Here is a 15,933-nt window from a genome sequence, read left to right as displayed (position 1 = left end):
TTCAAAAACTTAATTTCTAGTGATTCAGATTAATTACATCGTAGTTCTCCACCGGTAATTTCAGAAGAAAACAGGTTGTTATAAAATGTACTACTTTACCATTTGGATAAGCAAACAGCTGTGAATTAGGGGCAGAGTACACACCAATAAGCTTTTTAATTCTTATATCTAGATTGGTTTCTTCTTTTACCTGCCTTATAGCTGCTTCGGAAACTGTTTCTCCTATTTCTATATGCCCTAAAGGAATACCCCAAAGTCCTACTTCAGACCTTATTTGCAACAAAACTCCGTTTTTTTTATTCAGAATAATAACTGCACCACCAGCTTTTATATCATCAATTCTCTCCATAAAATAACCCTCCCTCGAAATAATTAAAAAGGTCCGAGGAGAAAGATTTCAACGCATAACAAATACGCTGAACCTTTCCCCTCGGACCTTTTATGCCAATAGGTGCCTTTATAAAAGATGTAGCCCTCGGTCACTAACCTACCTAGTTAGCGGAACAATAGCTACAATTTTCCAGTTCATCTTTATTTTACTATATTACTTGCAAAATGAAAGAGATTCTTAACCCCTGCGAAAAAGAAGGCTGCTGGGTTATGATAACCAACAAAAATAAACCTGTGAGCATAAACTTATGTATTGTCTTCTATTTACACCTTCTCTTAATTCCCAAAGACTCAAGGTAATGAAATATATAAACTAATCAAAATTGATATAAAACACGTCCCCTTAAAAACTGTATTTAGTACCCACATACTAGACATTTTTGGAACGTTTTTATTTTTTTCGCACTCAGTTTTAACATTTATTCGATCTCGCTTATTGAACCTAACTCCCTTTAGAATAATTAATCGAGCAACCTTCTATTGATAAATACATAAGTAATAGTTAATAAAACCAACATAGCAACTACAAGAACAGTTGCTTCATAAGGGTAGTCAATAAAACTATGTATAACTACTAACAATCCTACGGTAGAAAAAAAGCTCCCCCTGTCAGTTTGCCTAATAAGGATTTATTCTTAATTTTTTTTCATTAAACCTAGCTAATAACCACGTTTGCTTTTTAACTGCTACCAAGTATGAAACAAGTAAAAGTGCTATACCAATAATTAATAATCCGTAGTCCATCTTTAAACCTCCCAAAACCGTATTTATTTTCCAACACATTATTTACAAGTCTGGATAAAAAAGTTCCCACTTATTCAACTTATCTCCCGTTTACCGTAATAGGAGATGTCTAGACATTGGAGCCTTACAAATATGTATTATTTATATTGTTATTCCACTATCTAATCTCGTTAGCCCAAGAACTTACCGTTTTCTTTGAATAAGAAATGCATTTTCTGCTTTATTAAATCCCACCCTTGGATAATAATCCATGGCATTAGGAGCAGATAACAACAACAGCGATGTTTCTTCATTTAATTGTTTTTGCAGATCCTTTATCAATTGTTTTCCTATTCCACGGTTTTGGTATGCTTTATCGACTGCTAAATCGATAAGTAACAACAATAGCTGTAGTCAGTAATTGCACGAGCAATTCCAATGGGTTGGGTCTATTATCATCCCAACAAGTTATTGTTATATCTGCATTATCAATCATACGTTGTAAGCGTTCCAGTTGGTCGACAGGTCTTTTTATACCTGAATCTCGAAATACATCAGCTACTTCTTCAGATAAAAATCAGCCTATAGAACTTCAAAACTGTATGTAATGATTTCTTTTGTATGGACTCACTCTCCCTACTCTTGGAGATTTTATAATAAGTGATTCCGAACCGCACTAAGAAACGGATCGCTTATCCCTTGTATAGAAAATAATAAAAAAGTAACGATTTCTCGTCACTCCTTTTTCTGGTCACACCTTCCATCACACGATATGAAATTCCTCTGATTTTATTATTACCTTTGAGTCACACTTGGGGTCAAAATTATTAAACGTTTTAGGCAGTAATAATCAGTAAATAAAAAAGTCCCCCTAAGCCTGGATATCACTCATTTTGTCAGCGTTTTCAAGGCTATCCGAGGTGCAAGTAGGAAATGAAATGGATTAACTATAAATATCACCTGTACTGATTTACATGCCACTTAACTGTTTTTATCCCTTTGTCCGCCAACACTGCTCTTACATAAGGTGGAGAAAATCCGTGCTTTTCGATACAGATCTGTTATTCCAATCTTGTCTTCAAAATGTAACTTATGAAGAAAGTCAAAATCCTTTTCCCTCTTTAATCTTGCACGTTCCGGTAAACTAAACCGCTCAATCCCTTCTTTTCAAACAGGTCCTTTACCGTCCACCAGTCGATACTTGTTTCCTTACTGATTTCCTCAAACGTCAATAGTTTTACATGGTATAGTTCCTTAAGCTCGTCCAACCGATGCTCAATTTCTTCGGTCTTGGAAACAAATTCATCTCCACCCCACTTTATTTCGGGTATCTCTCCATCCGAAAACACATAGAAATTCAAACCGTCGTCTTAACCAAAGTGTCGATGGCTTCCCGCCCAAAATCCTTTTCACCACCCCTTGCCAGTGAATACGCTTCATCAATGAATAATATGCCACCTAAAGCCTTTCGAATCTGTTCTCTCGTTTTCTGAGCCGTATGCCCAATATATTCACCAACCAGGTCTGCCCTTTCCACTTCCACCAGATGACCTTTGGAAAGGACACCCATTTCCTTGAACAAACGACCAACAATACGAGCCACTGTCGTCTTCCCCGTTCCCGGATTTCCTCTGAAAACCATGTGGAGAACTTGGCTGTCAGCCTTCAGCCCGCGTTTTCTGCGGCATTGGTTAATATGCAAAAGAGCATAAATTTCGTAAATTAAGTCCTTAACCTCTTTCATCCCAACCAAATGATCGAGTTCCTTAATAATTTGGAAAAAACGATCATGCGACATAGACCCGTGATCTTCAGATTTCAATTTAGAAAAGGAATCCGAAAGGGATTGAAAATTTTTATTCCTATCGTGTGTCAAGACAACATTAATGCGGTGAGGCGCTTCTATGGATCCAACACGCCGTGTCAAGTCTGTCACCTCTTTTCTCTTCGTACCTGCATAGTATGCGGGAGAGCCCAGATGGGTGAAAGCGGAGTGTGGATTGTGTAGGAATGGTCGTAAGAAGTAAAAAGCCCTTCAGCATAAACCGAAGGACTCTACGGGACGAACATTAAACGGTGAGCAGCTTAAATTCTCCGCCACCAAATATTGTTTTCACATAATCTACTTTTGTGTTATTGAAATAAGCATTCGCTTTAGTGGCAACAATGAATTTTACACCGTCTACCTCTGTAATCTGATCTTCCTCACCTGCTGACTCTTCCAGAGCCAGTTTTAATTGTGGGCCGCCTCAGCCAATGCTCATATGCAGGCGAACAAACACATCCTGCATTTCATCTTGATGTTTAGAGATCGCTTTTTTCACTTCAGTTAATGCGGCTTGCGTAACCTGAACCACTTTCTACTCCTCCTTTATTTCATTTGTCGGGGGTCAGACCTCGGTCGAAATTTGTCGAATTAGTTAAGTTTCTGGATTCTTATACGCCTACAAAGATAAATAAAAATGTTTATTCGACAAATTTCGTCTGAGGTCTGACCCCCATACCCTTAGTGGTATCTTATCACTCCATTACATTTTGTTCAACAAAAAACAGCGCATTTTAGCAATACGCTGTTATCGCACCAGATACATCCTAATCATGGGGTATAAGGCTTGTTCCTCCTGGTAAAGATGTTTCATCACTTCCAGGAAGAACTTCTCTAATTTTTGTTTGATTTGTTTGTCGGGCTGCATACCTCGGTCTTCCAACAATATGCATTGTTCACACCAATCAATAAAAGAGGCTAATTGCTCAACTAACTGATGATGTTCGGTTTGAATATAGGCAATCATTTCCACTTCCGCTTGGTACATTTCGCGTAATGCCGGAATAATTTTCTCCTCTTCCTGTTTCACATGTCTTAAAAAGAGGAGAGAAAAATCTTTTAATTTTACGAACATGGGATTATAAGAATAAGAAGGTTGGGAAAGATTCTTAAGGTCAGCCTTCAAATCCTCTAATTGACTTCTCAATTCATCATGCTGCCTGATGAGTTCGTCAAAATGCTTATCCACCGCCATCTCCCCTTTGTCTGCAGTTTCTATTTATTTCTGTATTGTTCTTCACAAATCCATCTTAAGCAAAATCCCAGTTTCTTGTTGTATAAAAAGTCACAAGGCAATTTTAAAGGAAAAGTTTTCCGTCAGCTCAACCTTATCTCTGGCTAAACCCAACCAAAAGTCAAAAAAAAGATGCAGGAAAAATCCTTTCCCGCACCTTAATGCTGGCATACCTGACAATAAAATGTCTTCCGAGAAGTGATCTCGTCTTTTGTGATGGGTGTTCCACACCGGAGACAGGGTTCCCCTCCACGATCGTAAACCTTGCATTGTTCATCATAGCTGCCGGTTCGGCGGTCGCCTTGAAATAAGGGGTTCTCCATATAACCCCCCATTTCTGTGGCTTGCCCTAAAACCAACCGAGTTGCTCGATACAGTTCCAAGAGCTCTGCATCTGTAAGATCCTGACATTTCCGCATAGGCAGAAGGTGTGCTTCGAAGCAAATTTCATCGGAATAACAATTCCCAATACCAGCCATGACCTTCTGATCCACTAGCACGGGTTTCAGCATTCCCCTTTTTTTGCGCAATCGGTCACTAAACATGCCACTCGTAAACAAAGGGCTATCCGGTTCGGGACCAAGATTAGAGAGAACCTCTTCAAGCTGCTCCTGACTCAACAAATGCAAATAACCTAAACGAAGTCCGATAAAATAAAGCGATACATCTCCAAAATCAAGGATCACCTGAAAGGTCCGCTCCGGTTGATCCTCCTCTGTTCCAAGGTACATCCAGCCGCCTAGCATTAAATGTAATAACAATACCCGTTCATTTCCCAGGTAGAAAATGATTTGTTTCCCCCGGCGTCCAATGCGCTGGATCGTCTGTCCTTTGGTTAGCCCTGTAAATGATTCTACAGGCATATTAATAGACTTTTCACGATGAATGGTGATACCAACGATCCTTCTTCCTAGCAATTTATCGGATAAAAGTCTACGGTAATTCTCCATTTCCGGCAGTTCAGGCATCAGATCACATCCACTTCGACCTCATTTCCTACTCTTATCCCCTTCTTCAGCAGGCTTTATACCTGTTAGAAAAGGTGGCAAATGCAAGAGAGATTCGAACATGGCGGGTATTCATCTATGTTTTTCTGCCGTTTTAATTGGCCAACAATCTGCTCGACTTTATTCCGATATTTGGCTTGTTCCACTTGATCAAGTGGCAAATCTATACTCTCTCCGCTTTGCAAAAAGACAAATTTCATGGAAGAAACAGGTCTTATGAGGACTTTCTCGGCCATTGCAACATACAGATACCCTTGTAACCGATAAGGTTCTAAAGCCTCTTCAAGCGTGCCCCGAAGCCGATTGGTCTTGAAATCATAAATATGAATCGTTCCATCAGCCAGAAACTGCACGCGGTCCAGCGTCCCCTGAATAGGCTGTCCCTGCCACATCATAAACAGCGTTTTTTCCCCTTCATAAGGCCCTGGTTCACAACGCTCCATAAATTGCCGGTAAGACGCCATGTACACATCCACCTTATGCCGATCCTCTTCCGACATCAACCGATCTGAACCAAACAATTCCTCCTGCACAGAAACAAGATCCTTTACCTGCCCATCTGGGTAACATTCAATCAACCGGTGGACCAATGTCCCCATTTCCGTAGAAGACAGTGATCCATCACCATCATTCGAATCATCCTTCTTTCCGACCTGGACGAAATCATCCAACCCATACAACCCCTCGATATAGTTCAAATAAAAGGATCTGGGGCATTTCTCATAAAGCATCAAAGCAGAAGCGGACAAGATCGGAAGATGTGCTGCCTTTGCAGCCTCATCCACTCGATCTTCCTGCCAATCTTCCATCAACGGTAAGTCAGGCAGATCACGATCATCGAGCTTTTCTCCCTGTTCGATCCAGGCCTGCCAATTGGTTTTCCCCGTGATATCGCTGACCTTCGTAAAATCAGGGATTTCCTCTCCCGACCACACCTTCATCTTCCAATTCGGTTGATCAATAACAGACTGTGTCAATGAATCCTCAAATTCTTCCCAGCCTAAATGCTCCATAATCCACTGCAGCCAGTTGGTTTTCCCTTTCGGTTTCGATCCAACCAAAATCAGATGGTCACGCGCCCGCGTCATTGCTACGTATAACAGCCGTTTGGCTTCTTGCAGCTCACGATGCTTCTCTTCATCAGCCAAGCATTCATACAGTCCGTTACCAGGCATGCCTTTTTCTAACTCACGCAGCTTTACACCTACACCGAGATCTGGCTGATACAGGACGCTCGTCGTTGAACTGCCTTTTTTCAGCACATCCTTGCGCAGCTCAGGAATACAGACAATCGGGAATTCCAGCCCTTTTGAAGCATGCACAGACATGATCACCACAGCGTCCCGCTGGTCCTCGACAACAGATGCCTCCTGTTCCTGCACTTGCTCCTCCTGCATCCGGGATAAAAACTGAACTAGATCATACAGGTGATACCCCTTCCTATCTACCCATTCACTCACCAGCTGCAAAAATTTCTCCACATTGGCAATCCGCTGTTCTCCTTGTGGACCAGCCATTAAGGTGAGTAAAAAGCCAGTATCGTCCATCACTTGCTGCAGCAGGGAATATAGCCCATCCCATTTACTGACTTGGTGCCAGTTTTCTACCCAGTGTCTTGCCTTAATCAGCTTTTGCCAATCCTTTGCCGTCATCTGTCCAGGCTTATCCTCTGACTTAAAGAATGCTCTGCTTAATGTAGAGTTTCTGGTGAGCCAAAACAAAGATTCATCACTCAACTGAACGAAGGGAGAGCGTAAAAATCCGAGCAATGAAACCTCATCTTCCGGGTTTTGAATCAAGCGTAGAAGATTGATTAAATCAAGGACTTCCTGCTTCTGATAAAATTGCCTGCCGCCTACCACGATATAAGGGATGCCGTATTCCTGGAAAGTAAATTCGTATACATGCATCTGCGAACGGGCCGCTAATAAAATTGCCATATCCCCGTATCGTGCGGGAACGGGCATTTCTTCTCCGGAAGCCTCCTTTTTCCAGACGAGCGTCTCTTGCCCTTCTACCATCTGCTTCAAGCGGCGGGCGATGAGATCAGCTTCCTTTTCCACCCAATGTTGTTCTTCTTCCTCTGAGGTTTCTCCTTCTGGCTCAGCGTTCCGCTGATCATTTCCCGATTGTTCAGCAGGAATGAACTCAATTTGTGGTTCCTGCTTCTCTAACTTACGGAAGGCTTCCAGATCTTCATATACGGTATAAAAAAGCGGATCGTCCTCTTTCCTTTGCATTAAAACAGAGAACAAAGAATTAATATAGCCAATGACCCCCGCCTGGGTACGAAAATTCATCGCCAAACTTACCTTTTCTCCGCCTTCATGGACAATCTCTTGTTCCATTTGGTAGAAAACCTGAACATCAGCCCCGCGAAAACGATAGATCGACTGCTTGCCATCTCCCACGACAAATAACTTCATCTGCTTTCCCTGACCCGTAAAACAGTCGATAATCAATTTTTGCAGTGAATTCGTATCTTGAAACTCATCCACAAGTAGAAATTCCACGCGTTTTTGCCATTTCTCGCAAACATGCGGATTGTTCTTCAGCAAAGCAGCTGCAAAGGACTCCAGATCATTGAAATCAACCAACATCCGCTGCTCCTTTTCCTGTTGATACAGCTTCTCAGCTTGCTCAACTACCGAAAGAAGCGTTCGAACAAGGGGAAGGTAACGGGGTAAAACAATGCTATTCACCCAAGCCGGCAATAGCTCAAGACGCAAGTGATCGGTCAATTCCTTGAAATGATCAGGCCCGCTCTTCGTCCATTTATTTTGCAGTAGATCCTGGATGCTAAGAAGATCCTGATCATTTAATGCCGCTCCACAGCTTTCCAGCCTTGCTCGTAACTGGTCATAGCGAAACATCCAGTCTTCAAAAGCACCAAAATACTTTGCCGGCTTTTTCGCCCCGCCTTTAATCAGCTCGAATTCATCTTTTAATTGATAAATACACTCGTCCAAGTGTCGAAGGGCCGCATGGAACCGTTCCTCTTGCACAGCTACTTGTTCCTTCGTTTCCAGCCACAAATCATCCGTTGTCTTATGATAAACCCGCAGTTTTTCAAACAGGGTCAAAGCCGCTTCCACAATGGCCGAAATCTGCCCAAATTCTTGATACAGCCCCTGTGCCTCCTCGCCGCCCTGCTCGAGAAACCATTGCACAGCTTCCTGAAACATATCGCGAATAAGCAGGCTGCCTTCCATCCCATCAAGTACTGAAAAATCCGGATCAAGCTTCGCTTCTACCGGATTGGCCCGCAATAAGCGAGCACAAAATCCATGGATAGTGGTAATTAGACTTTGTTTCAACTCCTGCTCACATTGCTCCCAATACCGTTTTTCCCCTGGATCTTCCGCCTGAAGAGCCATCTTCTGTACTGCGGCGCGAATTCTCCCCTTCATTTCTCCGGCGGCTTTTTCCGTGAAGGTGATCGCCACGATTTGAGAGGGACGATAGCCCTTGCTCAACATTTCCAAATATCTTTCAGTAAGAACCCAGGTCTTTCCGGAACCTGCCCCCGCCGAGACGAGCATACTCCGATCCAATACTGTTATAGCTTTTTCCTGACCGGCAAAGGGTTTGGGGTTTCGATTAATTTGAATGGTCTGCTGCATGTCCAATCCTCCCCCTAATTTTTTCTTTATGCCGCAGATAGATGGGGTTATAGCGAAAAATAGCATTATCGGCATAATACTCATTCGGCTTTTGTCTTGTGGTGAGAAAAAAGTCACCCACTCTCAGCTTGTCCAGCTGTATTTTTACTTCTTCCAAATCAGACCGGATCTGCTCGCTTAACGAGGAGAATACACCTTTTCTAGCCCGTTTCGAAATGCCAGCCAGATCCCGCTTTTCCTCATCCCACATTCCTACCTTTTTAAAACCTTCTTTCTTTCGCAAGCTATAGAAGCCGCCACCGACCATCTGTGGATCTTCCACCCCATTTGCCCGCAACCATTCTGCGATTGCCGCAAGATAAAGAGGAAGCTGGTAAGTTACCGTTTGGTCTGCCAGTTCCTTGTAATCGCTATATCTGCTTAAACTCAATTTATAGTCAAGGATTCGGAAATGGCCCTGCTCATCCAAATCAATCCGGTCAATTTTCCCATATAATCTGAGCAGCTCTTCCCCCAGTGGGACGATGATCTCCTCCGTTTGTGAGCGGGCATCGATGCGGTCTGGCTGATCAAGCGGAAGACCGAAGGAAAATTCTAAGAACCTCGGCTTGCAGGCTCCCTGCTCATCCATTTCTTGGGCCAACCAAGCCTCCATTTCCCCTATCATCCGCTCCACTTCAAAGCCCCATAAAGGGGACTCTTCATGGATCGTTCCTTTCGCAAACCGTGCGGCTTCCTCCTGCAAAAGTAGCCCCATCTCAGCTTGGTATTGCGGAAGTTGATTCAATTTCAAAGGGCTGTTTAGATGATTTGTAAAAAACTTACGCAGAACTTCATGCAGGATCTGCCCCTTATCTAAGGCAGACACCTCTGCCCCCGTTTCATCCATCGGTTGAACTCTTAAGACCCGTTTAAAAAAGAAAGTTAAAGGGCTGCTAATATATTCATTGATTTGCGATACACTGTATTTTACTTGCGTGGAAAATTTTTCTTTTAAAAGTTGCTGGATCTTCTCTTGCCCAAGGTTACCCTCCCAAGCGGTAAATCCGGCAAAAGCACGGTCATGCTCGATTCGAACTCCTTCTAGCACATGTTGAAACAAAGACCTGGCAAGCCAATTGGAACGATACAAAGCCACTCCCTGTCCTTGCCACGCTTCCTTCCCTTTCTGCATCAGCCAAAGGGCATACTCTTTTGGTGAGGCGATCTCCTTAAACCATTGCTGATAGTCGTTTACGCTTCGCCTCTTATAGTCTGGCAGAATTTTCTCCAAGGCCTCTAAAAAAGGAGAAACGAGCATCTTTTCATTAGCCTCCGGAGAGATCAGGGTGCAAACGAGCCGTTCCTCAGTAAGCGATGCAGCCATTAAAAAGAAGATTTGCTCCATTTCATTATGATGATGACTCGCGGGCAAATTCCCAAGCTTCCCTAGAAGCTGTCGTTCCTGATCGTCAAGCAGCCAATTTTCCCGGTGGGAAATCGGGAATCCCCCATCATTGCAACCCAGGATATAGACCTGCTTAAACTGTAATCCTCGTGCTGCCGACGGTTCAAAACAAGCAATTCCTTCAGGATCCCCCACCTCAACCAAGACAGAAGCTTCATTCCAATGTTCTACCCATTCCTGAACAAAACTGGCGAAGGAAAGATTTCTCTCCTGCTCCCTCATCTTGGTCACAGAGGATTGTAACGATTCAAGGCTCTTTTGCAGCAAATTCCAGGACTGCATATCCCGTTTCAGCCATTGTCGGTCATATGCAGGATGTTTGATATTCTCCGCTAGTTTGTTATATATACCACAAGCCTTAAGCCATTCTTTAGCTGCCTGCAGCATCTCTTCCATGCTCCCTTGCTTTGGGAAGATAGCCATTATTTTATCGATTTGTTCAAACCAAGCGGCCAGCATCCGAAGGTTTTGCGAGGTCCGCTTCCATTTTGCTTCCAGGCTGGTCTTCTCTTCTTCCAGTAATGTGTGGTCATGTGGAAGCCCGGCAAGCCTCTGCTGCAGCCCTTCTAGGTCCCTCTGCACGGCCTGCAGCCATCCAGCTTTCCCTTCGACAATCCCTTTTTGCTTTATCCAACGAACCAAGCCTCCTGGAACCGAAACTCCCCAATCCATATAATTCCCATCATACAACTTCAGCAGTTCGTCCCTGTGCCATCCTGTCAATTCCATCTGCAGAAGGGCGGATAGCTGACGGGCCATTGGGGTATCGCTTAAACGAAGGGAGGCTCGTAGGGCTAGGGGTAAGGACTGTTGTCCAAAAACCTCTTGAATGAGCGGTTGAACACTTTGTAAATCTCTTGAAATCACAGCGATTTGCGATGGTTTCAGCTCCGGTGATTCGAGTAGGGCGCTCTTAATTAGCTTACCAACCACTGTCACCTCTTGCTTAGTCGACGTACACGGGATGATCACCACACTCTCTTGGGCAAGTTCGGGCAATTGTTGGCGGGTAAACAGCTGCTGTCTTAGCCTCCATAGCCCATTCCTTGGCGTCGTATAGGAAGGCTCCACATCTGTCAACCAATCTCCGACCAGCGTATGGATGATTTCCGAATAACTTTGTCCTTCAAAGGAAACACGCTCCATCCCCAATTCCTCTAGGGAATCCAATGTAGACTGAATGAGCGGATTGAAGTGAGGAAGCGTTTGGTAGACTTCGCTTTGATAGGGCAAATAGATTCCGATGTGTTCGACTTGCCGCAAGGAAATAAGCCCCTGCAGCATCTGAAATTGTAAAGGAGTAAAATCCGTAAATTGGTCCACCCAGATTGTTTGAATCTTCTCTAACCAGCGGGGGAACATCTTCCCTTCACTTAACAGCTGGGCCGCTTTCTGCAGGCGTGACTCCCTGGTCATACAGGTATATCCATTTCGTTCGGACAGCCTGTCCAGCCATTCATCAGCCTTTATGTATAAAAACGCTAATGCTTTATGCTTCGCCATTGTACCTGGCTTCTCAAGCAACTCTTTCATCTGCTCACTGGTAATCCCGGATCGCTTCATTTCTCCGAGCATATGCAGGAGGGATCGTTTTACCCCTTTTAGATGCAAATGAGCTGTCAACGGTTTTAATAATGCATGATTTCCATTTTGCTCGATCAACTGATCATAAAAACGTTGGAACTCATATGGAGTTAAAATTTCACCGCGAGGATCCTCGGCGGCAACCAGTTGTTCTGCGATCTCGTCAAAGGTTAGAAGTTTCACATCCCCCATGCCGCCCGATAATTGTAGCAGGTTTTCTCGAACTTCTTTTAACAGTCGCGCTGTCGGCAAGATATAGAGAAACTGCTCAGAGTTCCCTTCCTCCACCCACTGGTTTGCTTTTTGTGTCCAGACGATTCGGCTCATCGGACCAAAAGGTCCTGTATATAATTTCCGCACGATTTTCTCCTCCCTAAGGAACACATGTTCCATCTATTGTACACGATCTGATCTGTGGAAGTCTAGCACCTGCCCAAACATAGGACAGGACAAATGAATAGTCTGATAAGTAAGAAGCCACTCCCAAGGAGAGCGATACATTGAAACTGAAACATCGGAGATATATCAGTAGCAAATGGGTAAAACATAAGGCCCTCATGAAAGAGCCGCAGATCCAGCAGATACTTCCCGATACGGCTCGTTTAACCAAATCCACGTTCATAGAATGGTTGAACAGGTATCCTTCGGTCTTCCTTAAGCCAGTTAATGGCACGGGGGGAAAAGGAATCATTCAGGTAAAGAAAAAAGAGGATGGCTACCGCTACAAGAAAAATAGGAAAAGCCGTGATTACTCTGATTTACCCGCTCTGTTGAAGAAAATTAAACCACTGATTAAGAGCGAAAAGTATTTAATCCAACAAGGCATTGATCTGCTTAAAGTGGAAGGAAAACCTGTAGACTTTCGCGTTTTACTGTTAAAGCCGCGAAAAAAGTGGAAAGTCATGGGCAGAATGGGTAAGCAGGCGGCAAAAAAGCGAATTGTGACCAACCATTGTCAGGGCGGGAAGCCTCTAACCCTGCGCAAAGCACTTAAAAAAGCAAAAGGCATCACAGGCCAGGACTACAAAGAAATGAAGCACCGTGTTGACAACACGGCTCGCCTGACAGCCGAAACGCTAGGTAAAAGATTTAAAGGGCTGCGCGAGCTTGGGCTTGATCTAGCGATTGACAAAGATCTGAAGATCTGGATCCTCGAGGCCAATACCAAACCGCTATTTAACCTTTTCCGCTATAACCCCGATAAGTCCCTTTACCCGAAAATCCGCAGGCAGATTCTCAGGATACGAAAACGCCGATGACCCCATCTAATCATGAGATCATCGGCTTTTGCCTTTTTAGATTTGGACTTTTTTCTTTTGCTCTACCCTTGCCCAAGGTCGCTCATCATGCCATTCGATGACTAATGGTATGTTGAATGCCGATGTCAAGTTTTCCGCTGTTAAAACCTTTTCTTTTTCCCCACAAGCAATCATTTCCCCTTGATCAATTAACGCAATATGCGTAAACAGTGGCATGATTTCTTCGATATGGTGTGTGACATATATAATCGTCAAATTCCTTTGGCGAAGCTCTTCTATGTTTTCTAGCAGCTTCTCCCGTTCAAACATATCCAGTCCGGAGCAGGGCTCATCCATAATCAGAATGCTGGGATCGCTCATCAAGGCACGGGCAAGCATCGCTTTCTTCCGCTCCCCTTGGGACAAGCGTCCGATCGGCTGATCCTTTACATGGGACAAACCAACAAACGCAATCATCTCTGCCGCTTTTTGCAAAGCTTCAGCAGGAATATCCTGATAAAATCGCAAAAAACCAAATTCGCCGGTGGCTACGATTTCCAGGACGGAGTCCCCCAAGTTCAATTTTTCCAATAATGATTGGCTGATGTAGCCAATCTTTTTCCGCACTTCCCGCAGATCACATTGGGAATACCGATAGCCGGCTACTTCAATGGTCCCTTTGCTTGGAAAAGTATAGCCGGAGATCATCTCAAGGATGGTGGTTTTTCCGGATCCATTTTTCCCGAGGATGACCCATTGTTCTCCTTCTTTAACATGCAGATCAATCCCGCCTAAAATTTCGCGGCTATTGCGGATAAAATAGACGTTATCTAATTTGATCATGATTTCTCTCCGTTTTTAAAAAATTATTGGTTCATCACTTGGTTTCTTTAAACGACTCAATACCTGAGCTAGCCTGTCCATACCCAGCTTTAATTTATCCGGTGTGGAGTGGGTATAGTTCAGACGCATCGTATTTTCCTGTGGATTCCCTACGTAAAATGGTGCTCCTGGTACGTAGGCAACTCCATTTTCCACGGCCTGCATCAGCACCGCAGTGGTATTAATCGATTCCTCCAGCTTCAAGAAGAGGAACATTCCGCCTTTCGGTTCGGTCCAGGAAAGATTGGGGTCGTTCAAACCCTTTAGATAATCCTGCATGATTAGCATGCGCTTGTAATATTCTTTGCGGAGGGTGCGAATATGGCTCTCTAGATCAAAATCCTCCATCAAATAATAAAGAGCCTGCTGATCCAGTGAGCTAGAATGCAGGTCTGCGGACTGTTTCGCCTGGGCCATCATGCGAATCACCTGGAAAGGACCGGTTACCCATCCGGTACGCAGCGCAGGCACGACCGTTTTGGAAAATGTGCTTGTATAAAGAACATGTGTCCCTTCTTCGTCCATCACTGCTAATGGGGTGTAGGTTTCGTCTTCATGGAATTGAATTTCCCCATAGGGATCATCTTCAAAAATAATTACATTGTATTTGTGAGCCAGCTCGACTAATTGTTTCCTCCGCTCCTCACTCCACACTTTTCCTTCAGGATTAGAGAAGGTAGGAACAACATAAACGAATTTAGGGCGAAGCTTCTTCATCTTAGCCTCGAGATCCTCCGGATCCATCCCCTCTTGATCTCCTTCTACCGGCACCACATTTGCCTCATAGGATTGGAATACCTGAAGGGCGGCTAGGTATGTCGGATTTTCAGTTAAAACGGTATCACCAGGGGAAATCATGATCCGTGAAAATAAATCAATCGCTTGCTGTGAACCTGTGGTAAGTAAAATATTTTCCGTTTTGCTTTCAATTCCTTTGCGCCCCATCTTCTCACTAATTAAATCGCGAAGAGGGGTATACCCTTCTGTAAGTCCATATTGCATCGCCTTAGGTCCTGAAGCGAACACGCGATCATAAGCTTTCTTTACATCTTGTACAGGGAAAAACTCCTCAGAAGGCAGTCCCCCTGCAAAGGAAATCACGTCACCTCTTTGAATCACGCTTAACAGTTCGCGTACTGCTGAGGACTTAACCATTTTTACCCGATCTGCAAAAGGGTATCTCATCTTAATGCTCATCTCCTATTTTTGAATCACACTTTGAAAAGTCATTAGTTTTTATATAAACCTATCATATAATGTGATAGAATTCTAGTCCTTTAGGGGACAGACCTCAGCCGAAATATGTCGAACAGGCGATTAATCTGGCCTGATCTTTGCAAGATTATTGATTCGGTAACTTTCGACTGAGTCTGACCCCCGATCGTAGAAAAATATAAACCACGAACGCCTACCCTGAATATCCTGACTAGAGGAGGGATAAACGAATGAAGCATTTTCATGATGCCATGCGACAGTTGCAGCAAGCTACTGGGCGGATTTCTCATTTGGGTGAAAATCCTTGGGGTCATTTGCCTGAACTGGAAAAGTTCTTTAACCAACCCTTTTGGCAGCAAATGAGTCAGTGGGAGCCTCCTGTCACAGCTGAAAAAACTTCAGAGACTGTTAAGGAAACGGCTTTGCATCCCCCACTAGATCTCTTTCAAACCTTAGGTAAAATTATAGTTAGCTGTGAATTGCCAGGACTTGATCGGAACAGCTTGAAAGTCGCCCTGCGCGATGGCAAAAAGCTTTACATTAAGGGAAAAACGAAGCAACATGACCTTTCTGACTTCTTAATCCAGCGTGAGAGGACATACGGGAAGTTTATTCGGGAGGTCACTTTACCTGATGAAGTATTGTCTAACAAAGTAAAAACGAAGTATCGCGATGGAATTCTTGAACTACAGTTTACAAAAGGGTCGAATTCAGACACAGGGCTTGTCTATGTCGTGACAGAGATATAATAACGGAAAATTTTTC

10 protein-coding genes and 3 pseudogenes are annotated in these 15,933 nt (G+C 43.8%); 2 read left to right on the top strand and 11 right to left on the bottom strand.

The features are described from left to right. Positions 1-32: 32 nt before the first annotated feature. The 9 genes and pseudogenes from J2Z37_RS17795 to J2Z37_RS17755 form a co-directional block, all read right to left on the bottom strand. A pseudogene (locus J2Z37_RS17795) lies at positions 33-349 on the bottom strand (NUDIX domain-containing protein); the annotation flags it as partial. Between the two features lie 659 nt (positions 350-1,008). Beyond that, the gene (locus tag J2Z37_RS25880) at positions 1,009-1,134 is read right to left on the bottom strand and encodes a hypothetical protein (protein WP_280922235.1); all 126 of its coding nucleotides are present in this window, start codon (positions 1,132-1,134) and stop codon (positions 1,009-1,011) included. A 183-nt stretch (positions 1,135-1,317) separates the two neighbouring features. After that, positions 1,318-1,684: pseudogene (locus J2Z37_RS17785) on the bottom strand (GNAT family N-acetyltransferase); the annotation flags it as partial. Positions 1,685-2,234: 550 nt separating this feature from the next. Beyond that, entirely contained in the window at positions 2,235-2,462 is a 228-nt protein-coding gene (locus J2Z37_RS17780; protein ID WP_209811650.1) for a hypothetical protein, read from the bottom strand. Positions 2,463-2,482: 20 nt separating this feature from the next. Then, positions 2,483-3,040 (bottom strand): annotated as a pseudogene (locus J2Z37_RS17775) (AAA family ATPase); the annotation flags it as partial. Between the two features lie 646 nt (positions 3,041-3,686). Further along, positions 3,687-4,127, bottom strand: coding sequence for a hemerythrin domain-containing protein (locus J2Z37_RS17770; protein WP_209811649.1), 441 nt, complete (start codon positions 4,125-4,127; stop codon positions 3,687-3,689). A gap of 203 nt (positions 4,128-4,330) precedes the next feature. After that, positions 4,331-5,140 carry an Fpg/Nei family DNA glycosylase gene (locus J2Z37_RS17765; protein ID WP_209811648.1) on the bottom strand — a complete coding sequence of 270 codons (810 nt, stop codon included), beginning with the start codon at positions 5,138-5,140 and terminating at the stop codon, positions 4,331-4,333. Positions 5,141-5,205: 65 nt separating this feature from the next. Next, positions 5,206-8,802: a UvrD-helicase domain-containing protein gene (locus J2Z37_RS17760; protein ID WP_209811647.1), complete on the bottom strand. Its 3,597-nt coding sequence runs from the start codon at positions 8,800-8,802 to the stop codon at positions 5,206-5,208. Beyond that, on the bottom strand, positions 8,780-12,193 hold the full coding sequence (locus J2Z37_RS17755; protein WP_209811646.1) for a PD-(D/E)XK nuclease family protein: 3,414 nt from the start codon (positions 12,191-12,193) through the stop codon (positions 8,780-8,782). Before J2Z37_RS17755 ends, J2Z37_RS17760 begins: the two co-directional genes overlap by 23 nt. A 140-nt stretch (positions 12,194-12,333) precedes the next feature. Between J2Z37_RS17755 and J2Z37_RS17750 the strand changes: the two genes are divergently transcribed. After that, positions 12,334-13,092, top strand: coding sequence for a YheC/YheD family protein (locus J2Z37_RS17750; protein ID WP_209811645.1), 759 nt, complete (start codon positions 12,334-12,336; stop codon positions 13,090-13,092). A 36-nt stretch (positions 13,093-13,128) separates the two neighbouring features. On the opposite strand, the gene J2Z37_RS17745 is transcribed toward J2Z37_RS17750, so the two are convergent. Together J2Z37_RS17745 and J2Z37_RS17740 are read right to left on the bottom strand one after the other, a co-directional pair. Further along, the gene (locus J2Z37_RS17745) at positions 13,129-13,914 is read right to left on the bottom strand and encodes an ABC transporter ATP-binding protein (RefSeq protein ID WP_209811644.1); all 786 of its coding nucleotides are present in this window, start codon (positions 13,912-13,914) and stop codon (positions 13,129-13,131) included. Between the two features lie 15 nt (positions 13,915-13,929). Beyond that, positions 13,930-15,138 (bottom strand): aminotransferase-like domain-containing protein, encoded by a 1,209-nt coding sequence (locus J2Z37_RS17740; RefSeq protein ID WP_209811643.1) that lies wholly within the window; start codon positions 15,136-15,138, stop codon positions 13,930-13,932. Positions 15,139-15,398: 260 nt separating this feature from the next. On the opposite strand from J2Z37_RS17740, the gene J2Z37_RS17735 reads away from it, so the two are divergent. After that, positions 15,399-15,917 (top strand): Hsp20/alpha crystallin family protein, encoded by a 519-nt coding sequence (locus J2Z37_RS17735; protein WP_209811642.1) that lies wholly within the window; start codon positions 15,399-15,401, stop codon positions 15,915-15,917. Positions 15,918-15,933 lie beyond the last annotated feature (16 nt).

Source organism: Ammoniphilus resinae (assembly GCF_017873965.1).
In the GTDB taxonomy this organism is placed as follows: domain Bacteria; phylum Bacillota; class Bacilli; order Aneurinibacillales; family RAOX-1; genus Ammoniphilus_A; species Ammoniphilus_A resinae.
This window is presented reverse-complemented; position numbering and strand designations above follow the sequence as displayed.